General features: G+C 61.0%; 17 protein-coding genes and 1 pseudogene. 11 read left to right on the forward strand and 7 right to left on the reverse strand.

Features of this window, described 5'->3' with window-relative positions; genetic code table 11:
* Positions 1–53: 53 nt before the first annotated feature.
* Positions 54–533 carry a universal stress protein gene (locus P8934_RS07370; protein WP_278033597.1) on the reverse strand — a complete coding sequence of 160 codons (480 nt, stop codon included), beginning with the start codon at positions 531–533 and terminating at the stop codon, positions 54–56.
* Positions 505–2,241 (reverse strand): BCCT family transporter, encoded by a 1,737-nt coding sequence (locus P8934_RS07375; RefSeq protein WP_278033598.1) that lies wholly within the window; start codon positions 2,239–2,241, stop codon positions 505–507. Before P8934_RS07375 ends, P8934_RS07370 begins: the two co-directional genes overlap by 29 nt.
* 53 nt (positions 2,242–2,294) lie before the next feature.
* On the opposite strand from P8934_RS07375, the gene P8934_RS07380 reads away from it, so the two are divergent.
* A complete protein-coding gene (locus tag P8934_RS07380) occupies positions 2,295–3,107 on the forward strand; it encodes an alpha/beta fold hydrolase (RefSeq protein ID WP_278033599.1) in 813 nt (270 codons plus the stop codon).
* A gap of 346 nt (positions 3,108–3,453) precedes the next feature.
* The gene (locus P8934_RS07385) at positions 3,454–4,986 is read left to right on the forward strand and encodes a C69 family dipeptidase (protein WP_278033600.1); all 1,533 of its coding nucleotides are present in this window, start codon (positions 3,454–3,456) and stop codon (positions 4,984–4,986) included.
* A 625-nt stretch (positions 4,987–5,611) separates the two neighbouring features.
* Here P8934_RS07385 and P8934_RS07390 read toward each other — a convergent pair.
* Positions 5,612–7,009, reverse strand: a complete 1,398-nt coding sequence (locus tag P8934_RS07390; protein WP_278033601.1) for a PLP-dependent aminotransferase family protein — start codon at positions 7,007–7,009, stop codon at positions 5,612–5,614.
* 95 nt (positions 7,010–7,104) lie between these two features.
* Here P8934_RS07390 and P8934_RS07395 point away from each other — a divergent pair, with 95 nt between their 5' ends.
* The 8 genes from P8934_RS07395 to P8934_RS07430 all read left to right on the forward strand — a co-directional run bounded on the left by P8934_RS07395 (position 7,105) and on the right by P8934_RS07430 (position 15,646).
* A complete protein-coding gene (locus P8934_RS07395; protein ID WP_278033602.1) occupies positions 7,105–7,710 on the forward strand; it encodes a LysE family translocator in 606 nt (201 codons plus the stop codon).
* Positions 7,711–7,721: 11 nt separating this feature from the next.
* Positions 7,722–8,423 carry an aspartate/glutamate racemase family protein gene (locus P8934_RS07400; RefSeq protein ID WP_278033603.1) on the forward strand — a complete coding sequence of 234 codons (702 nt, stop codon included), beginning with the start codon at positions 7,722–7,724 and terminating at the stop codon, positions 8,421–8,423.
* A 202-nt stretch (positions 8,424–8,625) separates the two neighbouring features.
* Complete coding sequence (locus P8934_RS07405; protein ID WP_278033604.1) at positions 8,626–9,126, forward strand: VOC family protein; 501 nt, start codon at positions 8,626–8,628, stop codon at positions 9,124–9,126.
* A gap of 345 nt (positions 9,127–9,471) precedes the next feature.
* Positions 9,472–9,939 carry a nucleotidyltransferase gene (locus tag P8934_RS07410; RefSeq protein WP_278033605.1) on the forward strand — a complete coding sequence of 156 codons (468 nt, stop codon included), beginning with the start codon at positions 9,472–9,474 and terminating at the stop codon, positions 9,937–9,939.
* A gap of 133 nt (positions 9,940–10,072) precedes the next feature.
* Positions 10,073–10,372, forward strand: a complete 300-nt coding sequence (locus tag P8934_RS07415; RefSeq protein WP_278033606.1) for a YciI-like protein — start codon at positions 10,073–10,075, stop codon at positions 10,370–10,372.
* A gap of 76 nt (positions 10,373–10,448) precedes the next feature.
* Positions 10,449–11,183, forward strand: a complete 735-nt coding sequence (locus P8934_RS07420; RefSeq protein WP_278033607.1) for a hypothetical protein — start codon at positions 10,449–10,451, stop codon at positions 11,181–11,183.
* Between the two features lie 940 nt (positions 11,184–12,123).
* Positions 12,124–13,077: a DUF1837 domain-containing protein gene (locus P8934_RS07425; protein WP_278033608.1), complete on the forward strand. Its 954-nt coding sequence runs from the start codon at positions 12,124–12,126 to the stop codon at positions 13,075–13,077.
* Positions 13,067–15,646, forward strand: a complete 2,580-nt coding sequence (locus P8934_RS07430; protein WP_278033609.1) for a DEAD/DEAH box helicase — start codon at positions 13,067–13,069, stop codon at positions 15,644–15,646. Before P8934_RS07425 ends, P8934_RS07430 begins: the two co-directional genes overlap by 11 nt.
* Before the next feature lie 173 nt (positions 15,647–15,819).
* Here the strand turns inward: P8934_RS07430 and P8934_RS07435 are convergent.
* Positions 15,820–15,969: pseudogene (locus tag P8934_RS07435) on the reverse strand (hydroxymethylglutaryl-CoA lyase); the annotation flags it as partial.
* 281 nt (positions 15,970–16,250) lie between these two features.
* On the opposite strand from P8934_RS07435, the gene P8934_RS07440 reads away from it, so the two are divergent.
* On the forward strand, positions 16,251–16,730 hold the full coding sequence (locus tag P8934_RS07440; RefSeq protein ID WP_278033610.1) for a hypothetical protein: 480 nt from the start codon (positions 16,251–16,253) through the stop codon (positions 16,728–16,730).
* 156 nt (positions 16,731–16,886) lie between these two features.
* Here the strand turns inward: P8934_RS07440 and P8934_RS07445 are convergent, their stop codons facing one another.
* From P8934_RS07445 to P8934_RS07455, 3 genes are all read right to left on the reverse strand, one after another.
* Positions 16,887–17,786, reverse strand: coding sequence for a hydroxymethylglutaryl-CoA lyase (locus tag P8934_RS07445; RefSeq protein ID WP_278033611.1), 900 nt, complete (start codon positions 17,784–17,786; stop codon positions 16,887–16,889).
* A gap of 248 nt (positions 17,787–18,034) precedes the next feature.
* Positions 18,035–20,095: an acetyl/propionyl/methylcrotonyl-CoA carboxylase subunit alpha gene (locus P8934_RS07450; RefSeq protein ID WP_278033612.1), complete on the reverse strand. Its 2,061-nt coding sequence runs from the start codon at positions 20,093–20,095 to the stop codon at positions 18,035–18,037.
* Positions 20,092–20,919: an enoyl-CoA hydratase-related protein gene (locus P8934_RS07455; RefSeq protein ID WP_278033613.1), complete on the reverse strand. Its 828-nt coding sequence runs from the start codon at positions 20,917–20,919 to the stop codon at positions 20,092–20,094. The genes P8934_RS07450 and P8934_RS07455 overlap by 4 nt, the downstream gene beginning before the upstream one ends.
* Positions 20,920–20,925: the final 6 nt, after the last annotated feature.

A 20,925-nucleotide genomic window follows, 5' to 3' on the forward strand; every position in this document is an offset into this window, starting at 1 on the left:
CGTGAGCCCCCCCTCAGTCCTGAGCCACCGCGTGGGGCGTATGGGCGATTCGGCTACCGCCCCCCGTCGTGCTTGGCCCCTTCATCGGCCTGAGCGTCCTGTTGCTTCTCCATCGCCGGCAGCACCAGCACCCGACATGGGGCGTTCACCGCTACGTACTCCACGGTGGCACGGCGCAGTGGCCAGCGCCCGCTGCTGCCGCGGGACACCAGGATCATCAGGTCGGCACCGAGCTGCGCCGCCAGGCCCACCAGCTTCTCGCCGGCATTGCCGGCCAAGGCATGCAGGGTGGCGGTGCGATCCATCGGCAGGTACTTGCGCACCAGCAGATCCAGGGTCTTGCGGACCTCGGCTTCCTTCTCCTGCGGTGCCTCGTCTGTCACATGGGGGAAAAAGCCGCCGCCGCCGGGATGGAAGACGCTGGCCAGGTGGAGCTCGCCGTTGTCGGCAAGCAGTTCCACGGCCGCCGCGATGGCGCACTTGCCCTCGCCATCGTCTTCCGGGTCAATGGCGAGCAATAGTTTCTGATACATCAGCGGTCTCCTGTTTCGGCGTAGCGGAGCCCTCTACCTCGGGAAAGGCTCTGCCCTGAACCAGCTCGTCGACGCTGAAGCCGCGATAGTCTGCCCGCAGCGCCCGAAGCAGTGCGATACCCATGAACACCAGCAGAATGCAGAAGGGAAGCCCCAGGGCGGTGATCACATTCTGCAGGGCGTCCAGGCCGCCGGCCAGCAACAGCGTGGCGGCAATGCCGCCCTGCGCAACGGCCCAGAAAATACGCTGGCGCACCAGCGAAGGCTGATCATCGCGCCGGGTCAACAGATCGATCACCAGCGAGGCGGAATCCGACGACGTGGTAAAGAAGATCACGATGATGACCACGCTCAAGGCCGCGGCCACGCTCGTCAGCGGAAAGCCTTCCAGGAAGGCGAAGATGGCCACCGAGGGGTCCTGCTGCACCTGGTCCGCCAGCGACAGTTGGCCGCTCATTTCCCCCTGGATGGCCGAGAGCCCGAAGATGCCGAACCACACCAGCGTGAAGGCCGTGGGGGCAAACAGCACGCCGCCCACGAACTCGCGAATGGTGCGTCCCCGTGAAATGCGGGCGATGAAGATGCCGACATAGGGCGCCCAGGAAATGGTCCAGGCCCAGTAGAACAGGGTCCACTGCCGCTGCCAGTCGGTCTCCCTGTAGGTTTCGGTCCAGAAGGCCAGCCAGGGCAGGGCGCTGAGGTAGTCGCCCACGCTCTGCACCATGCCCTCGGCAATGAACACCGTGGGGCCCACAAGACTCACGAACGCCAGCAGCAGCATGGCCAGGACGATATTGACCTGGGAGAGGCGGCGAACGCCCTTGTCTAGCCCGAGGGCGACCGAGGTAGCGGCGATGCCGGTGATGACGGTGATCAGGCCGACCTGGACCAGTGGGCTGGTGGGCGCACCTACCAGATAGTTCAGGCCGCTGTTCAGCTGCAGCGTGCCCAGCCCCAGCGAGGTGGCGACCCCGAACAGCGTGCCCAGCACGGCGATTACATCGATGGCCCAGCCCCAGGGCCCAAAGGCGCGTTCGCCCAGAATGGGGTAGAACAGGCTGCTGATGCGCATGGGGAGATGGTGGCGGTAGGCAAAGTATCCGATCGCCAGGCCCGGCATGGCGAAGATGGTCCAGGTGTGCAGGCCGAAGTGGTACAGCGCGAGGGTCATGGCATCGCTGGCCGCCCGCTCCGAGCCTGGCGTGACGCCATCGAAGGGCGGATGGGCGAAGTGGGAAATCGGCTCCGCCACGCCCCAGAACATCAGGATGGTCCCGATGCCGGCGGCAAACAGCATGGTGAACCAGGTAAGGTTGGAGTAATCGGGGCGGCTGTCGTCGTCGCCCAGGCGGATATTACCATAGCGGCTTGCGGCCAGGCCGAGCAGGAAGACCAGCAGCGCGCTGACCGCCAGAATGTAGAACCAGCCGAGGTTGGCGGCGACCCAGCCGGTGAGCAGGCCGAAATTGTTGGCGACGGCCTCGTCAAAGGGAATCGCGATGGCGACAAACAGCGCCGCTATGCCAGCCGAGGTGAAGAAGACTCCCGGTATGGTCTGCAATCCTAGCCGACGTTGCAGCCATGTCAGCACACGCGCCTCCGTTGCGTTGGAAAGGGCCAATGGCGGAGTCTTCACGCTACCATAGCTGATGGGCGGCTGCAGGCAAGCGGCCGTCAGCGAGCGGCACACCACGGCGCCTTGCAACAAGCGCCTGATCGCCTAGCCGCCCGGTATCGGTCCTGTTTTTTTCGGAGAACGGCATGCCCGTCATCGACAACCAGGGAGTCGCGATCGTCTTTGAGGAGGCTGGCGCGGGGCTGCCCATCGTTCTCCTCCACAGTTTCCTCGGCTCGGGCGAGATATGGCGCGCGCAGGTGCCGGTGCTGGCGGCGCAGCACCGCGTCATCAACGTCGATGTGCGCGGCCACGGCCGCTCCGGCCATCTCACCGAGTTGTTTACGCTCTACGATGCCGTCGACGACGTCATCGCCGTGCTGGATGCCCTGGGAATCGAGCGGGCGGTGTGGTGCGGGCTTTCCATCGGCGGCATGGTGGCGCTGCGCGGGGCGATCCGACATCCGCAGCGGGTGGCCGGCCTGATCCTGATGGATACGGATGCCGGCGCGGAAACCGCCTGGCACCGGGTGAAGTATCGCGCCATGGGAATCGTGGTGCGCGTCTTCGGTTTCCGCCCGCTGCTGCCGTTTGTCACCCGCCTGATGTTCGGCACCACCACCCGACGCGATGACCCCGCGCTGGTCAGCGAGACCCGGGCGATGATCGCCCGGAACCACGTGCCCTCGGCGCTGAGGTGCCTGGAGGCGCTGACGCGGCGGGATTCGGTGGTGGAGCGCCTGCACGAGATCGACGTGCCGGCACTGGTGATGGTGGGCGAGGAGGACCGCATGCTGCCGCCGCGGCTCTCCCGTCGGATCCAGGAGGGGCTTGTTGATGCAAGCCTAACGACGATCCCAGGCGCCGGCCACCTGACGCCCCTCGAACAGCCGGAAAGGGTCAACGCGACCGTGTTGGCGTTCCTGGCGACACTTTCACCCCCTCGCCCTCGGGAGTAGCCGCGCCGCCGTGCGGTTCGGGCTCGCTCCGCAGAGCCCGCACCCGATCCATCAGGTGCTGCTGAAGCAAAACGGCCGCTACGCCGCACTGTCGTGCCACCAGTCCGGTTGCTTCATCGGGGTGGAGCATGCTGGAGCAAAATGATGAGTGGTCCGCCTCCCGCCTCCCGCCGATACATGCCGTTGAAAAAGCTGACTGCCCTGTGCAACGATCCCGAGCCAGCGACGATGATCGCCGCTCAGTGAATGAGCGACGCCAACTATGCTATGAAGAAACAGGTGGACTACAGTTCCTACACCATCTTTCGGGACACTCCGAATCTCGACGATCAGAGGGGACCCGCTCATGACATTCCGTCTTATTTTACCGGCAGTCGCCGCCGCCGTTACCGCCGCCTCAGGCCCGGCGCTGGCAAGTTATGGCTTTTACGTCGGCAAGGATCTCAGCGAGACCGGTGGTGTGCTGATCGGCGGCACCGGCGAGGAGGTCTCCAGCCACTGGCTTGAGATCGTCCCCGCGCAAACCCACGGCAACGATGCGACGGTGAGCGTGGGCGTGACGGACGAGGCGTCCATGCCCGGAGAGCTCATCGACATCCCGCAGGCGGCGGAGACGTTCCGCTACCTCACGATGAATTACTCGGACTATCAGGGCTTTCCGGCGCCGCTGACGAATGGTGGCATCAACCAGCATCAAGTTGCTGTGCGTGACATCTGGGCGACGAACCGTTCCGACCTGACCGACATGACGCCGAACCCGCAGCGCGGGCCACAGTATTCGGATCTGGCACGTCTTGTCTTGGAGCGCGCCACTACCGCGCGCGAAGGCGTCGAACTGATTGGCGAGCTGATCGCGGAGCATGGTTATTCGACCTACGGCGGCAACACGCACCTAATCGCGGATCCAAACGAGGCCTGGGTCGTCTGGGAGTTCTCAGGAGGTCAGGGGCTCTGGGCGGCCGAGCGCCTCGAGCCTGACGAGGTCCGGGTCCTCTACCCAGGATATATCGAGGATTTCCCGCTCGACTTTGAGGAGAGCGAGGACTTCATGGGCGCGCCGAACCTCATCAGCTTCGCCGAGGAACAGGGCTGGTTCGATCCGGACACCACCGACACTTTCAACGTGTTCGACGTCTATGGCCCGCAGGATGGGCGCAAGGCGCGTACCGGCGGCTACAAGTACATGAGCCAGGCCGATATCGAGGATGAGCTCAAGGAGATGGCACCCGTCTCCGAACGCGAGATGATGGACATGGTCCGCGATCCACGCGTCGCGGATGACGAGGCCGGCTACGGCCAGGTGGCCAGTCTCGAAAAGGGCACAGATCCCGACATGATCCAGATCTGGGTCGCGCCCACCGGATCGGTCACCGCGCCGTTCATCCCGTGGTATCTCGGCGTACAGGATGTTCCGCCGGAATACGGGATGCACCGCTATCTCACCAAGGGCGCGGCCTCGTCTTTCCTCAACCCGGACTACCAGTTGCAGGAGTCGACGGACTTCGCCGGACGAACGTTCAAGCAGGTTCTCTACTACACCTGCTCGGACCCGGACACGTATCTCGATCCCGTGGTGAGCTATCTCGAAGGGTTCGAGGAAGACAGCTTCGAGGATCAGGAATGGGTCGAGATCTCGGCACAGACACTGATCGATAATGATCAGCGCGCCGCGGCGCAGACCATGCTAACTCACTACTCGACTGGCCGCGCGATGGAAGCGCTGGACCTCGGGGAAACAATCAAGGATGCGCTCGGCGTGCATATCGAGCTTTCCGGCGCCTTCCGCGACCCGGAGACGGCTCAGATCAACGACCCTGGTGGCGAGACCCCGAATTGCCTGGCGAGTGCGAACCCCGACAAGCCCGCCGATCAGCAGTAAGATCGGAAGGTCAGCCCGGGCCAACACTCACCGTACTGGTGGACATTCGGGGGTCTGAATGGCTCGCCGCATGCTGTGTGGCGCGGTCCATCAAGAAGCCTGTTGGCATACCTGCTACCAGTGACGTGCGTCGCGGAGATGCAGCTTCGCGATGCGCAGAACGCGGCAGCATGACAACGTAGTTTTCCTTTCCCGGCGTGATGCACTGATCTCCCGGCCTCCCAAGAGCGAGGTCGGGAGATTGGTAATGAGCGCTAAGAATTTCCAGACGCCAGGCGCATGCAGGGGCTGCGGCCAGAGAATCGCCGCGGTTTCGAGCGCCACCGCAAACGCGAGGGCGTCGAACTAGGGCACGTCGATGGTGAGCGTATGCCCCAAAACCAACGCCTGCTGGGCGAGGAAAACTGGGCGCAACTGACCCATTAATAGATCAACCACGTTCGGTGGAAGAACTTCGCGCAAGAGCTTAAGCAACTCGAAAAGCGCCGGCGCGGAGCAGAGCTTGAGCGTCGTCTCGCAGATGGGTCTTGCAATCCCTGGCGGGCGACACGGGAAAATGGGGGGTTGTCCCTGATTACTCTGAACCTAACGCCACAAGGCCCCCGCGTCACTCAATCGGCGGCGGTCAGAGCGTGCGCCAGGGGATCGGCGGGGGCGCCCGCAGGGTCTCGGTCACCGCCTTGAGTGCCGCTTCCAGCGCCTCCCGCGAGCGGGCCCCGCCCAGGCAGAGCCGCACCGCCTGGGGGGCAGGCTCGCTGCCCACGCAGAAGGGCTCCGGGCCGGTCAGGCGCACGCCGCGCTCCTCCAGGGCGGCGAGCAGCTCGGCGGCGCGCAGCCCCTCCGGCAGCGTCAGCCAGAGGTTGTTGCCGTGGGGCCGCCCGGAGGGGGCATAGTGCGCCAGCCACCGGCGGGCCAGGCGCTGGCGCTCGGCCTGCTCCTCAGTTTGCCAGGCCAGCAGCCGCTCGGCATCGGCGCTCTCCACGCAGCGGCACACGGCCTCTACCATCAGCGGCGGAACCATCCAGCTCTGGGCACGCACCGCCGCGCCCAGCGGCTCCTGCAGCGCCTCCGGCACCCGCAGGGCGCCGATGCGCAGTCCCCCCGCCAGCACCTTGGCGGTGCTGAAGGCGAACAGGGTGCGCTCCGGGGCTAACCGGTAGAGCGGGGTGCCGCGCTCGGCTTCCGGCAGGTACTGCACCCCATCCTCCAGGATCCAGAACTCATGCTGCCGGGCAAGCTCGGCCAGGCGTTCGCGCCGCGCCTCGCCGAGCACGGCGCCGGTGGGGTTGTTCTGGTCCGGCGTGACGTAGACCAGCCGCGGCGGCTGCTGGGCACACAGCCGTGCCAGGGCCTCCATGTCCATGCCGTCATCGTCCAGGGGTACGGCCAGGGTCTTGAGGTGCGCCTGGCGGGCGGCGCCGATCAGCCCGGGGTAGGTGAGCGCATCGGCGGCGATGCGCTCGCCGGGGCGCGTCAGCGCCCGCAGCGTCAGGTCGATGCCATGCTGGCCCCCCTGGGTGATCACCAGCGCCTCCGGCGAGACCGGCATGCCCAGGCGGGTCATCCAGGCGGCAAGGCGCTCGCGGTGCCCCGCCAGCCCGCGCTCCGGCTGATAGGCCACGGCGCGCTCCAGCACCTCGCGATCCTCGGCGATTCCGGCGAGCGCCTGACCCAGCAGAGCGGCGCGCATCGGGTGGGGCGGGGGCAGGCTGAGGCTGAGGTCGATCAGGCCCTCGTCCTCTGGCGAGGCGGCGGCCAGGAAGGGGGCGGCGGCGGCCTGGTCGGCGCCGCGCACAAAGGTGCCGCTGCCCACCCGCGCCGAGACCGAGCCCCGACGCTCGGCCTCGGCGTAGGCGCGTGACACCGTGCCCACGGTCACGCCCAGGGCATCGGCCAGGCGGCGCTGGGGCGGGAGCTTCTCGCCCGGGGCCAGCTCGCCGGCCTGGATGGCCCGGGCGATCGCCTCGGCGATGGCCCGGTAGCGGGGGCCCTCGGCATCGAGCCGGGGAGTCCAGATTGTCATGGTGACAATAAAACCTTTGACGCCAGAATTGCGCCCGTTAAGCTGAAAATTCACGGGCTTTATCGACAATAACCCCGAAATTGTATGGGTGCAATATGCTGGAAGCGGTAGCGTTCCTGGGGCCGGCGGCCCTCTACATGATCTCCATGACCATCACCCCGGGCCCCAACAACGTGATGCTCACCGCCTCCGGGGCCAACTTCGGCTTCCTGCGCACCTTGCCGCATATGCTCGGCATCCTGGGGGGCTGCTTCCTGCTGTTCGCCGGCATCGCCCTGGGGCTGGGCCTGCTCTTCGAGCGCTACCCGCTGGTGCAGACGATCCTGCGGGTGGTGGGAAGCGGCTACCTGCTCTACCTGGCCTGGCGCATTGCCACGGCGCCGCCGCCGGATCTGCGCCGGCGCGGCGAGGGGCGCCCGCTAAGCTTCTGGCAGGCGGCGGCCTTCCAGTTCGCCAACCCCAAGGCCTGGGTGATGGGGCTGGCGTTGATGGCGGGCTTCCTGCCCGGCGACGGCAATACCCTGGTCAACGCCCTGCTGCTGGCCGGTTTCGCCGAGCTGGTGGGCTTTCCCTGCATCGCGCTCTGGGCGGGCTTCGGCATGGCCATCGGCCGCTGGCTCGACACATCGCGCGCCTGGCGGGTCTTCAACGGCGTGATGGGGGCGCTCACCGCCGCCTGTGTGATCTTTATCCTGGGATAAGAGGAGGGAAGATGAAGACGATAGGGCTGATCGGCGGCATGAGCTGGGAATCGACCCAGACCTACTACCGGCTCATCAACCAGGGGGTGAAGGCGCGGCTGGGTGGGCTGCACTCCGCCCGGCTGGTGCTCTACAGCGTGGATTTCGCCGAGATCGAGGCGCTGCAGCGCCGCGGCGACTGGGCGGAAACCGCGCGCATCCTCGGCGAGGCGGCCCGGTCCCTGGCGGCTGCCGGGGCCGACTTCCTGGTGCTCGGCACCAACACCATGCACAAGGTCGCCCCGCAGCTCGAGCAGGCCGTGAATCTTCCCCTGCTGCACATCGCCGATGCCACTGCCAAGGCGCTGCACCGGCAGGGTGTGACCCGGGTGGGGCTGCTGGGCACTCGCTTCACCATGGAGCAGGCCTTCTACCGGGAGCGCCTGGAGGCGCAGGGCATCCAGGTGCTGATTCCCGATGTCGACCAGCGCGAACGGGTGCACGCCGTCATCTTTGAAGAGCTGTGTCGCGGTGAGATCCGGGCGGACTCGAAAGCGGCCTACCTGGCAATCGTGGCCTCGCTGGCCGGGCAGGGCGCCCAGGGCGTGATCCTCGGCTGCACGGAGATCGGGCTCCTGATCCAGCCTGGCGATACGGACGTGCCCCTCTTCGACACCACCGTCATCCACGCCGAGCAGGCGGTGGAGGCGGCACTTGGGACCGCGGAGTCGTAGCACATACCGGCGAAGCACCGTCGGATCGGCTTCCATGGAAAATCCTCGCCGGTTGTCGACCTGGGCCGTCGTCGCGCGACTACGGGGTGAGATGTCCCGGTAGAGCATCAGGATGAATCAGCTTCGGCCACGTGGCCGTGGCCTTGTACCTGGAGGGAAGCGACCGGGCCGTACTCGACCTGGAACCCTGATGGAGGAGCCTATGACAAAGATTGCCAAGAACACGATTTGCCTGTGGTACGAACGTGATGCCGAAGAGGCGGCGAACTTCTACGCCAGGATTTTTCCCGATTCCTCCGTCAGCGCGGTCCATCTTGCACCGGGCGACTACCCGGCGGGCAAGCAAGGTGACGTCTTGACCGTCGAGTTCACCGTGATGGGCATTTCCTGCCTGGGGCTGAATGGTGGGCCAGGGATCCAGCACAACGAGGCGTTCTCGTTCCAGGTAGCCACCGAGGACCAGGCCGAGACCGATCGTTACTGGAATGCCATCGTCGACAACGGCGGCCAGGAGAGCGAGTGCGGCTGGTGCAAGGACAAGTGGGGCGTCTCCTGGCAGATCACACCCATTGCGCTGACCAGGGCGTATACCAGCCCCGATCGCGCCGCCGCCAAGCGGGCGTTCGATGCCATGATGACGATGAAGAAGATCGACATCGCCGTGATCGAAGCGGCAGTTCGTGGCGAGACGCCGGCGGGCTAACCCCTACTGCTGGGGAAGGGGCTGCGTGCCGCCGCTCCTGCTAAGTATTGACCGTACAAGCAAGGTCGCCGAGACGACCGGGCGCACTGACGACATCGTTGGAACGCCGGGACTACCGCAGGGCTGGCAGACGCCATCGTGACGTGCCGGCCAGGGGCGGTAGCGTGGCGGCATCGAGCGTGCGGCCGCTCAACCCGCGCGAGACTGATACCGGCCAAGCCCTTGCCAGTCCTCACCATGATGATCGGGCGTTCGGTGGCTGGCGGTGCGTCTCCATCCGGTTCAGCTCCATCGCCACATGGACAGTGGCGCAGCAGGCCAGCGTTATGCGCCATAGGAGGTTGCATGCATCGCGTCGCGTTACAGTGGATCGTGGGGTTGCTGGACGAGCGGAATATCCCGTTCCTGATTGTCGGAGGGCTCGCGGCAAAGGGGTACGGCTCCGAGCGTGACCTGAACGACATCGATCTCTTCGTACCCGGCGAGCATTTCCTGTCAGTGGTACAGGCCGGCCAGGCATTCGTCTCCAAGGCGGCCGCTCACCGCCGGGAGGAGGGCTGGGACCTGACCTACGTCCAGTTCACCTACGAAGGCGTCAAGGTGGAGGTGGGCAGCGCGGAGGGCCCGCGAATCCTGGATGCAGGCAAGCAGGCCTGGATCCCGCTGGAGATTGATGTCTCCCGCCAGGAAACCCGGCAGTTGCTGGGCATGGCGCTGCCCCTCATGCTCAAGGAGGACCTGATCCGCTACAAGGCGGCGCTGTCACGGCCCGTGGATATCGAGGATATTCGCGCCATGCGTGGGAGCACATGACCGGGCCATGCACCGGTAGACAGGCCCTCCGCTTCCCGGCGATGGGGTCACCGGCGACGGCTGGCGTCATGGGGTACGTCAGCTGCTGGCCCGAACCACAAAACAGCACGACGGATGACGTGGAGGTGAGGAAATGCACTATATCCTGTTCTATGAATATGCCCCTGACTACCTGGAGCGGCGTGGGGAATTCCGGGATCAGCACCTGGCACTGGCAAAGGCGTCCATCGAGCGAGGCGAATTCTTCCTCGGGGGCGCGTTTGCCGACCCGGCGGATGGGGCCGCCATTGTCTTCAAGGGGAATTCAAGAGACGTCGCCGCGTCTTTCGCCGAAGCGGATCCCTACGTCATCAACGGTCTCGTCACCGCCTGGCATGTCCGTGAATGGACCACCGTCGCGGGAAAGGACGCCGAACACCCTGTCGTGCCTTGAAAGCCCCATTCACCAGGAAGGGATCAGCTCTTATGTGCGACATGCATCGTGATCCCATGGGTAAATCCCACCGTCCATGAACGATGACTCCTTCACATGGTCGCGCGACGCGATCTGCCTTGATCCCTCATCGTGGGACCTGAGGTCGATCGCCGCCGACCTCTACCGCCGGACGTGTCGCGTCAACTTCGACATGCCAGGCTTCTGCGTGCTCAATCTCGGTCGAGACATCGATTCCGTCACCTTTCGACACGTGATGGTGGACCTCAAGCGCGACATGGCGGCGATCCACGAAGCCGCCACCGGCAACATGCTGGCGTATCTCTCGGCCGCACGCTTCGATCAACAGGAATCCACCCGGCCGCATCTCGATGGCGGGCCGGATGAATGCTTCTTGATGCTCGGCTACGAGCCTTGTGCCATCGATTCCGACATCGAGATCTTCGACTACGCGAAATGCGCATTCGATCATGATCTCTCGCCGAATGAATTCATGGCCAGATACAATCCCATGTTCAAGCCTGGCCACGACATCTTGCGCCCCTATGCCACTCGCGTGCCCTGCTTCTCGAACACCGACTACCAGATCCTCTGCATCAACAACTCGTGTGCGCCATATTCCGAATCGCAACCTGCATGGCAGGGCACCCTGCATGCCGCGACGATTACGTCACCCGACGAATCGGCACGTCGTATCATCAACTCGACGATGATCGTTTCTGTCCCCGCGGGCACGTCGGATTTCATCGATGACGGTCAGTTGAACGACTTCCTGACCACTTCAGTCGTCCGTCGACAAGGTGATGGCTAACCGCACCGCGAAGACGGCGCATGTTATGAACGCGGAGCTAGTGATGGTGTACTTTCAAGTGGCAGTGACAAGCCGGCGCCCGGTGATGCCCATGGTGAAATGTCAGGATCGTCGCATGGCAGGGGTAGCGGAGCGGCCTCCACCTCCAGGTACCGCGCGTCGCCAGGACTTGCCCGATGCGCTATAGGAAAGCAGTGATCATGGCCTTGGTCATCGTAATGGTGACCGTTGTCCTTGCCTTGGCTTCAGGTCCCTGGGTGGCCAGCCAGGTGGCGATTGATCGTTGTTTAGACAACGGGGGGCGGTTTGACTACGAGGCAAACGAATGTTCAGGCACTCGGCCAGGGGGTTGAGCCGGCACCCTGGACGACATTCACCACGTCGTAACAGTTCGCGGCATTTGGCCACCCCGCTGTGTCAAGGGTCAAAGCTCCAGCAAGGGTAGGTGAGCGTGACCATCACGAAACCCCCGGGCCAGTCCTCTGGCTCGGGGGCTTTTGTTTGCAGCGGTGCCAACACCTCGCGGCATGTGCCACGCCCGCTATGGAAGGCTTGGGACGCCCGCTGGTCCGGGCCCCCAGACGCCGGGGCGAGCGACGTCTGAGACCAATCGACGTGTGGCATCCATCGGCACTCTCGCATACGCTGATGGCTTAAGGCTGCTTAGATAGCCGGCGGAATACCGACTTCGCTGTAACTCAGGGACTACCGCAGGGATGGCAGGACGCCGTCACGGCTTGCCGGGTAGGGGCGGTAGCGTGCCTTAAAAATGGGGATCTGTCCCCGATTACCCCTCGTTCAAGTCAATAAACGAGCGCGCTGTCAAATACCTGTTAGCTAAGGGCCTCCATCTCATGTAGACGCTTGGCGCTCTTTGAGTTTGCGTACAGGAAAACAACAGCATAGTATCACTCCATGCTTTAACCACATGGATGTTTAAATGTCTGATTCCAAGGAGACTTTTAGTCTCGAAAAAATAGAAACCGCATTGCAAGCTGTAGCGCGTGGCGAGATTAAGCCATTGAGCGGTTGTATTCAGTCTATCCCAATAGAGCCTTCTGAGAGTTCTCCCGGCATCGTCGAATGCCACTTTTTGAAAGTGGATAGGTCAGGACGACCTAAGCTTCCGGAATTGATTGATATAATTTTCGATAGGATAATCGACTTCACCATGCCCCGCCGAAAGCTTGACTCTGCGATGAAGCAGCTAGTTGAGGAGCGCAGCTCAGCAGGGTTTCAGCGTCTTAGCAGGGAAGCGAGATCGCTATTTACCACGCTCTCCAAAACCGGTGAAGGTGGTGAGCTGCTGCTCTTCGTTCTTGCCGAATATTACTTGAAGTATCCCCAAGTAGTTCCTAAAATGAGTTTGAAAACTGACTCAAATATGCATGTTCATGGGGCTGATGGCACATTTCTAAGCGTTCGAAACGAGTCTCTCTCCATCTTTTGGGGGGAGTCTAAGGTTTATAGCGAATTCTCTGGCGCAATCAGTGACTGCATCAAAAGTCTTGCGGAAATATTAAGGTATTCACAGGAGACTAAAAGGGATATCGAGTTAATAAGGGATAATATTGATTTTGATGATCCAGAGTTGGTCGCCGCAATCCTGGAATATTTTAATCCCGAATCTGAGAAATACGATTATTTGGAGCCTTGTGGGCTTTGTCTCGTTGCATTTGATTATGATAAGTACCAGGAAGAAGGTGTAGATAACGAAAAATTAAAGGTAGCAATAAAGGATAAGATTCCTTCTTGGATTAAATCTTTATCACATAGAGTTCGTAAGCACGAACTCGAAAATTACCATATTCATTTTTTTCTAGTGCCGATTACTTCTGCAGATGACTTTCGATCGATATTTTTAGCACAATTGGGAGGCAATGATGTCACTTGATCAGGTGCTGTCCAGTTTAACGTCGACCCAATATTTCATAGAGCAGTATAATGAGGTCATAGAAAGGAGTGGCTCAAAACAATTGCGCCATCACTCAGGCTCTAGCACTCTCGAGCAGTACGTTACTCCCGACATTGACTGGAAGTACCTTTTAAAAATTGCAAACATTCTGACTTTTTCGAATAACTTCGAAGACCGGGAGAAAGCGCTTAGAATTGCCACTTCTAATTTGCTTTTCACAGATAAAGATAATGGCTTACAAGATTCATCGGTTTCATTGCTAAAGCAGTTGTCAAACTTTAGAACAATTGAACTAGCAAAGAAGAAAGGGATTCTTGAGCAGAATGGAGGCAATGAGACCTCAACTGTATCTGAAGTATTGGCAGAAAAAAGAATTGAGATTTTTTCCAAAATTTTTGTTGGGGAGAATCGATTTTTTATTGGAAATAATTTTCAGAATGAGCTCTGGGATAGCTTTCACTCCAACAGGGTGGTAAGTGCATCTGCTCCCACTTCGGCAGGTAAGTCTTTCATACTTTACAAGATAATTATTGATTACTTACTTAACAATGTTTATGCAAATTTACTTTACTTGGTTCCGACTCGAGCCCTCATAAATCAGGTATACTCCGATCTTAAGTCAGAGGTTTCTGCTCTCGATTTAGACGTAGATATCGTTACTCTACCCCTAGAGTTTCTTTTGGGAAGTTCGCGCAGAAAGATATTCATTTTCACACAAGAGCGGCTACATATTCTTTTGGCGTCGATTCAGCCAAGGTTTGATGTAATCTTTGTCGATGAAGCTCACAAAATAGGCGACTCATATCGAGGGGTTTTGCTTCAGCATGCGATCTCTAAAGCAGAAAGTAGTAATACTAAAGTTGTTTACACTAGCCCATTTTCTGAGAACCCAGAAAAAATTAAGCAGTTTCATCTTGAAAATGAGCGGTTTGAAGCCGTCCATACATCAGAGGTAACAGTCAACCAAAACGTTTTTTGGATAAATCAAGAGCCTCGATCAACAAAAAAATGGAATGCTAAGTTAGCTGGTGATAACACTCGGGCGCAGAGTATTGAGCTTAGGTTTCGACCGACGACGCAAACTAAGAGATTGGCTTTTCTGTCTGCTGAGTTCGGAGGGGACGAAAGTGGTAACTTGATATATGTCAATCGGCCCTCAGATGCCGAAAATGTATGTAAGCTGGTCTCAGATTATCTCGATATTTCAGATACAGTAGAAGATGAGGTTGTAAAGCTTATAGAGCTCTCTGAAAGAGTTCTACATCGGGATTACAGCCTGGCAAAGGTACTGAAAAAAGGCTTAGCATTTCATTACGGCAATCTACCTCAAATAATTAGATCAAAAATTGAGGAATTATTTGCGGAAGGTAAACTAAAATATTTGGCCTGCACCTCCACGCTTATTGAAGGTGTAAATATGTCTTGTAAGAATATTTTTCTTCGCGGGCCTAAGAAGGGTGCCGGTAATCACATGTTGCCGGAGGACTTTTGGAATCTTGCGGGAAGAGCTGGACGGTGGGGTATTGAGTTTCAAGGTAATATTTTCTGTATCGACACGTCCGACTCGACTCTTTGGCCTTATGGGCCGCCAAAGAAACGGCAAGAATATAGAATTGAGAGTGCGATTGAGAAAAGCCTAAGAAAAACCGAAATGCTAATCTCGTACATCGAAGACGGCCTCCCGCGGATAAATGATAGTAATTTTTATCAGTTTAATTATGTCATTTCATTTTTTTTCGATCTGTATGGTAAAGGGGAGCTAAGAGAGTATATAAATAGGTTTGTTGAATCCGAGAGCGTTGATGCGCTTTACGATTTGTTAGGACATCAGTACCAATTGATGGATTCTTATGTGGATATTTCCGTCACGAACCCTGGCGTCAACCCGTCCGGAATTCTGAGCCTGCGCGATTATTTTACTCAGAGGAAGAACCGTATCGAAGAATTGGTGCCGTCAGACCCCTCCAGCCCGGATGCCTTGGAAAGCTACGTAAAAGTTTTTTCTCGAGTAAATAAAACCCTTTCTCAGTCTGGGGACGAGTTTGGAAATCATAAACGTTCTTTTATGCTTGCACTGTTAGTTGTGAATTGGATGCAAGGTCAGCCGATAGCCAAGCTAATTAAGGATCGCGAGAAATACGAAAGGAAGAAGGGTCGAAATAAATCAATCAATACTGTCGTTCGAAATGTTCTAGAAGACGTTGAGAAATATGCTCGTTTTATTGTTCCAAAATATATGGCCTGTTATCTAGAGGTTCTTGAAGCTGTCGCTAGGGAGAATCAATTAGAAATTGACACGAGCGCTTTAGAGCAGATCCAGGTTTCATTGGAGTTTGGGGTCTCGAGTCAAACACATCTAGCACTGATTCGTCTTGGTCTTTCCAGAACAAGTGCTATTGCAGTCAGCGCACTTATAGCCGATGATAGCCTAACCGACGAAGGGGCAAGGGTGGCCTTGAGGGAAATTGATCTTGCGTCGTCTGACCTGCCAGCCTTGGTGAAGGAGGAGATTTCATCTCTCGCAACTGAGGTGAATGTTGGTTCCTAGTACAGTTATTGACGTCATGTACAATGACGGTAATCACTTGACCACTACACACGGCGACCGGTTTTCCACTGCTGCGCAGTTCCAAACCGGCGCGTGAGCCGGGCGTTAAACTGCCCCAAAAAAAGCCCCGAGTCAGTCACCTGGCTCGGGGCTTTTGCGTGATTGAGATGCGATCACCTGGTGGCCAGCGCCACTCCGACCTTGGAGCGGTTGGGTCTCCCGATGGTCTCGGTGATCCAGGTGCCAGTGGCGGCGAGGGCGTTCAGGTCGATGCCGCTCTCGATGCCGAGGCCGTTGAGCAGGTAGACCACATCTTCATTGGCGTTGACATCGAGACCACCGCCATCCACGCCGAACAGGCGGTGGAAGCGGCGCTTGCGACCAAAAGGGATGTGGCATCCATCGAAACATTCGCATATAGTGGGCTTCTGAGGTCGCCTGGATAACAATCGGAATAAAAAATAACTGGTAAGCAGGGATTGCTACAGGGATGGCAGGAGGCCATCACAACTTGCTTGGTAGGGGCAATAGCGTTTCTATTGCCCTTGGAATGATGCGCCGCAAAGCCGGGCACTAAAATTTCACATCGGAGTGATTTAAGTAAATGAGACTAGAGAAAAATTTTTGGCGATATGCTTTCTTCTTTGTGCACTTTTTTGGTGGTTTTGCAGTTTTATTTATGTCCTATTATTACATCCAGATTTTGCTTAAAGAGGAGCTCTTAACTAGCGTGTTTTTGAAGTCTTTTGTTGAAGTTTCTTATCTAGTCACGGGGGTGGTTTGGGGCAATGTGGGTTGGGACAGGTTTGGAAAATTTACGCCACGATGTAATTTTTCAGAGCTAACTCAAGCCTTAGTGATTACGACGGCTCCCGTTACGATAATTTTTCCTCCGATAATAGCGGTTTCAGAATTTATGGTACGAACTTCCGAGATGAGCTGGAAGTTGGCTTGGTATAATACCTCCTTGTCTCTTGTTTGGCTTTCTTTTATTTCGTTGGCGGTGCTTTTGATTTATAAAAAACATGTGGCCAAGCGAAGAAAAGTTTTTTTGGGAACAGAGGTCGATAATGTAGAGAGCTGATAGTTGCCCCAGTCGATATTATCAAAAAAGTTCGTGCGCAGGGATAAAATTCCCACTGCGCTACAACTTATTTCATGCTGCGTTCGTTAAACTGCCCAAAACAAAGCCCCCGAGCCAGTCACCTGGCTCGGGGGCTTTTGCGTAATTGGGACGCGATTACCTGGCCGCCAGCGCCACCCCCACCTTGGAGCGGTTGGGCCGGCCGATGGCCTGGGTGATCCAGGTGCCGGTGGCGGCCAGGGCGTCGAGGTCGATGCCGGTCTCGATGCCGAGGCCGTCGAGCAGGTAGACCACGTCTTCGCTTGCCACGTTGCCGGAGGCGCCCTTGGCGTAGGGGCAGCCGCCGAGGCCGGCGACGGAGCTGTCCACCACGGCGATGCCTTCCTCCAGCACCGCGTAGAGGTTGGCCAGCGCCTGGCCGTAGGTGTCGTGGAAGTGGGCGGCGAGCTTCTCCATCGGGATGTCGCGGCTCACGGCCTCGATCATGCGCTTGGCCTTGAGCGGCGTGCCGGTACCGATGGTATCGCCGAGCGAGACCTCGTAGCAGCCCATCTCATAGAGTGCCTTGCTCACTTCGGCCACCTTGGCCGGGGCGATCTCGCCCTCGTAAGGGCAGCCCAGCACGCAGGAGACGTAGCCGCGCACCCGCACGCCGGCCTGCTGTGCGCGCTCGAGCACCGGCTCGAAGCGGGCCAGGGATTCGGCCACGGAGCAGTTGATGTTCTTCTGCGAGAAGGCCTCGGAGGCGGCGCCGAACACGGCCACCTCCTCGACGCCGCACTCCAGCGCGCCTTCCAGCCCCTTGAGGTTGGGGGTTAGGGCCGCGTAGGTGACGCCGTCGCGCCGCGCGAGGTTCTTCATCACCTGGCGGTGGTCGGCCATCTGCGGCACCCACTTGGGCGAGACGAAGCTCGCCGCCTCGATGTAGGTGATGCCGGCCGCGCCGAGGCGCTCGATCAGCTCGAGCTTGGTGGTGGTGCTGATCGGCTCGGGCTCGTTCTGCAGCCCGTCGCGCGGGCCGACCTCGACCAGGCGCACCTGCTTGGGAAATGCCATGAATCTTCTCCTGTCTTGCTCAGGGCGGGCCGGTGTCGAGGCTTCATGTTGCAGCTTGGCCGGCCCCCGCGTGGCTGTAACATGTGTGGCGTTTGGGAGCAGGGGAGGCCTGCGGCCTCCCATCGCGCTGCAAGCAGCGCTCCCACGAAGGGCGGCTCCGTTGCGCTGGGAGCACTGCTCCGGAAGAGCAACCCTATCGCGCTGCTAGCAGCGCTCCCACAAAGGGCAGCGCTCCCGCGCACCTCCGATTATTCGTCGGGGGCGAACTCCAGCAGCACGTCGCCCTGGCCCACGGTATCACCGGCCTGGAAGTGGAAGCTTGCCACGTGCCCGTCGGCGGGGGCGGACATGGTGTGCTCCATCTTCATGGCCTCCATGACCATCAGCGGCATGCCTTTCTCGACGCGGGCGCCGGCCTCCACCAGCAGCGCCACCACGGTGCCGTGCATCGGCGCGGTGAGGGTGGACTCGGCCTCGTGGTGGCCGTGGTCGATGGCGTCGATGCGCCGCCAGAAGAGGCGGGTCTCGCCGCGAGGGTCGACCATCACCACCACGTTGCCGTCGCGGCGCGCCTGCAGGCGGCGGCGGTGGCCGTCCAGGGTCATGGCCACGGCGTCGCCGGCCAGCGGGTCGAGGCGCGCGGTAAGCGTCTCGCCGCCGATGGTCAGGTGCCAGGGGCCGGCGTTGTCCGCGCGGGTGCCCTCGACCACCACCACGGCCTCGGAGTCGTCGTCGTCCTGGGCATGGGCCGGGTCGCAGAGGGCGATGCGGATGGTGTGCGGGGCGTTGACGCGAAAACCGTCGTGGCGGTCCCAGGGCGAGTCGCTCTCGCACTCGCGGGAGAGCTGGTTGAGGCCCACCAGGGCGGCCCCGGCATACTCCTCGATGCTGTAGCGGCGCGGCGCGAAGAGGGTCTCCTCGTGCTTCTCGATAAAGCGGGTATCGAGGTCCGCATCACGGAAGGCGGGGTGGGTGGCCAGCCGCTGCAGGAAGGCACGGTTGGTGACCACGCCCTGCACGTCGAGGGCGGCCAGCGCCCGGTTCAGCGTCGCCAGCGCCTGGGCGCGGTCGTCCCCAAAGACGATCAGCTTGGCGAGCATCGGGTCGTAGTGCATCGAGACGGCATCGCCGGTCTCCACGCCGCTGTCCAGGCGCACACGCTGGGGGTCCAGGCCGGCGCCTTCCAGGTCCATGGCGAAACGGGTCAGGGTGCCGGTGGCGGGCAGGAAGTCCTGCTCCGGGTCCTCGGCGTAGAGTCGCGCCTCGAAGCTGTGGCCGGTGATGGTCAGCTCGTCCTGGGCCAGCGGCAGCCGCTCGCCCATGGCCACGCGCAGCTGCCACTCGACCAGGTCCTGGCCGGTGATCATCTCGGTGACCGGGTGTTCCACCTGCAGGCGGGTGTTCATCTCCATGAAATAGAAAGCGCCGTCCTGACCTTGTGAAGAGTCGAGCAGGAACTCCACGGTGCCGGCGCCCACGTAGCCGATCTCCTTGGCGGCGCGCACCGCGGCCTCGCCCATCTCGCGGCGCAGGCCCTCGCTCATGCCCGGGGCCGGGGCTTCCTCCAGCACCTTCTGGTGGCGGCGCTGCACGGAGCAGTCGCGCTCGAAGAGGTAGACGCCGTTGCCGAGGCTGTCGCAGAACACCTGCACCTCGACGTGGCGCGGCTGGGTCAGGTACTTCTCGATCAGCATGCGCTGGTCGCCGAAGGCGGCCTGGGACTCGCGGCGGCAGCCGTCCAGGGCGGCCTGGAAGCCGGCGGCGGACTCCACCACGCGCATGCCCTTGCCGCCGCCGCCGGCGCTGGCCTTGAGCAGCACCGGGTAGCCGATCTTGTCGGCCTCGGCCTTGAGCAGGGCGTCGTCCTGGTCGTCGCCGTGGTAGCCCGGCACCAGCGGCACGCCGGCGTTGGCCATGCGTGACTTGGCGGCGGACTTGTCGCCCATGGCGGCGATGGCCGAGGCGGGCGGGCCGACGAAGACGATGCCGGCCTGGTCGAGGGCCTCGACGAAGGCGCCGTTCTCGGAGAGGAAGCCGTAGCCGGGGTGGATGGCGCCGGCGCCGCTGCGGCGCGCGGCCTCCACCACGGCCTCGACCTTGAGGTAGCTCTCGCGGGCCGCGGCCGGGCCCAGGCGGATGGCCTCGTCGGCCTCGCGCACGTGGCGGGCGTTGGCGTCGGCGTCGGAGTAGACGGCGACGGTGCGCAGGCCCATGGCACGCGCCGTGCGCATCACGCGGCAGGCGATCTCGCCGCGGTTGGCGACCAGCAGGGTGTCGAAGCGCTTGGTGTTATGGGTCGTCTGGCTCATTTACGGCGCTCCGTGTTCGAGGGGGAGTCGGGGGCCCAGGCGGGGCGGCGCTTCTCGAAGAAGCTGGCGAGCCCCTCCTGGCCTTCATGGCTGACCCGCAGCTCGCTGATCACCCGGCAGGTATGATCGCGGGTCGTGTTGCTGTCGGGTTCGCGGGCCACCTCGGCGAGCAGCGCCTTGGTGGCGCGGCTGGCCTGGGGAGAGGTGCCAAGCAGGGTGTCGACCATGGCCGCTACGGCGGCGTCCAGGTCGTCGGCGGCGACCACCCGGTGGGCCAGGCCCAGGGCCTCGGCGGTGGCGGCGTCCATGACCTCGGCGGTCAGGGCGTAGCGGCGCATCTGGCGCTCGCCCACAGCGCGCTGCACGTAGGGGCTGATCACCGCCGGCGAGAGGCCGATCCTCACCTCGGAGAGGCAGAACTTCGCCTTCTCGGAGGCGATGACGATGTCGCAGCAGGCGGCCAGGCCCACGGCGCCGCCGAAGGTGGCGCCCTGCACGCGGCACACGGTGGGGCAGGGCAGGGTGTCCAGGCCGTGCATCAGCGCCGAGAGCTCCCGGGAGTCCGCCAGGTTGTCCTCGAAGTCATAGTCGACCATGCGCTTCATCCAGTTGAGGTCCGCCCCGGCGGAGAAGCTCTTGCCCTCGGAGCCCAGCACCAGCGCGCGCACCTCGCCGCGGTGGGCGAGCTCGCCCACGCGGCGCAGATGATCGTTGAGCTCGGCGATCAGGTGGTCGTCGAAGGCGTTGTGGACGTCCGGGCGCTCCAGGGTCAGCCAGGCCACGCCGCGGTCGTCGATCGTCAGTCGGGAAGTTGTCTGTGTCATCTCGAC

Origin of the sequence: Halomonas sp. CKK8, from assembly GCF_029625235.1 — a bacterium.
Classification (GTDB): domain Bacteria; phylum Pseudomonadota; class Gammaproteobacteria; order Pseudomonadales; family Halomonadaceae; genus Halomonas; species Halomonas ventosae.

Bases quoted from the DNA above. Each gene is read 5' to 3' on its own strand.
- P8934_RS07370 (WP_278033597.1), bottom strand. From the start codon at position 533: ATGTATCAGAAACTATTGCTCGCCATTGACCCGGAAGACGATGGCGAG.
- P8934_RS07380 (WP_278033599.1), top strand. From the start codon at position 2,295: ATGCCCGTCATCGACAACCAGGGAGTCGCGATCGTCTTTGAGGAGGCT.
- P8934_RS07385 (WP_278033600.1), top strand. From the start codon at position 3,454: ATGACATTCCGTCTTATTTTACCGGCAGTCGCCGCCGCCGTTACCGCC.
- P8934_RS07390 (WP_278033601.1), bottom strand. From the start codon at position 7,009: ATGACAATCTGGACTCCCCGGCTCGATGCCGAGGGCCCCCGCTACCGG.
- P8934_RS07395 (WP_278033602.1), top strand. From the start codon at position 7,105: ATGCTGGAAGCGGTAGCGTTCCTGGGGCCGGCGGCCCTCTACATGATC.
- P8934_RS07400 (WP_278033603.1), top strand. From the start codon at position 7,722: ATGAAGACGATAGGGCTGATCGGCGGCATGAGCTGGGAATCGACCCAG.
- P8934_RS07405 (WP_278033604.1), top strand. From the start codon at position 8,626: ATGACAAAGATTGCCAAGAACACGATTTGCCTGTGGTACGAACGTGAT.
- P8934_RS07410 (WP_278033605.1), top strand. From the start codon at position 9,472: ATGCATCGCGTCGCGTTACAGTGGATCGTGGGGTTGCTGGACGAGCGG.
- P8934_RS07415 (WP_278033606.1), top strand. From the start codon at position 10,073: ATGCACTATATCCTGTTCTATGAATATGCCCCTGACTACCTGGAGCGG.
- P8934_RS07420 (WP_278033607.1), top strand. From the start codon at position 10,449: ATGAACGATGACTCCTTCACATGGTCGCGCGACGCGATCTGCCTTGAT.
- P8934_RS07425 (WP_278033608.1), top strand. From the start codon at position 12,124: ATGTCTGATTCCAAGGAGACTTTTAGTCTCGAAAAAATAGAAACCGCA.
- P8934_RS07430 (WP_278033609.1), top strand. From the start codon at position 13,067: ATGTCACTTGATCAGGTGCTGTCCAGTTTAACGTCGACCCAATATTTC.
- P8934_RS07440 (WP_278033610.1), top strand. From the start codon at position 16,251: ATGAGACTAGAGAAAAATTTTTGGCGATATGCTTTCTTCTTTGTGCAC.
- P8934_RS07445 (WP_278033611.1), bottom strand. From the start codon at position 17,786: ATGGCATTTCCCAAGCAGGTGCGCCTGGTCGAGGTCGGCCCGCGCGAC.
- P8934_RS07450 (WP_278033612.1), bottom strand. From the start codon at position 20,095: ATGAGCCAGACGACCCATAACACCAAGCGCTTCGACACCCTGCTGGTC.
- P8934_RS07455 (WP_278033613.1), bottom strand. From the start codon at position 20,919: ATGACACAGACAACTTCCCGACTGACGATCGACGACCGCGGCGTGGCC.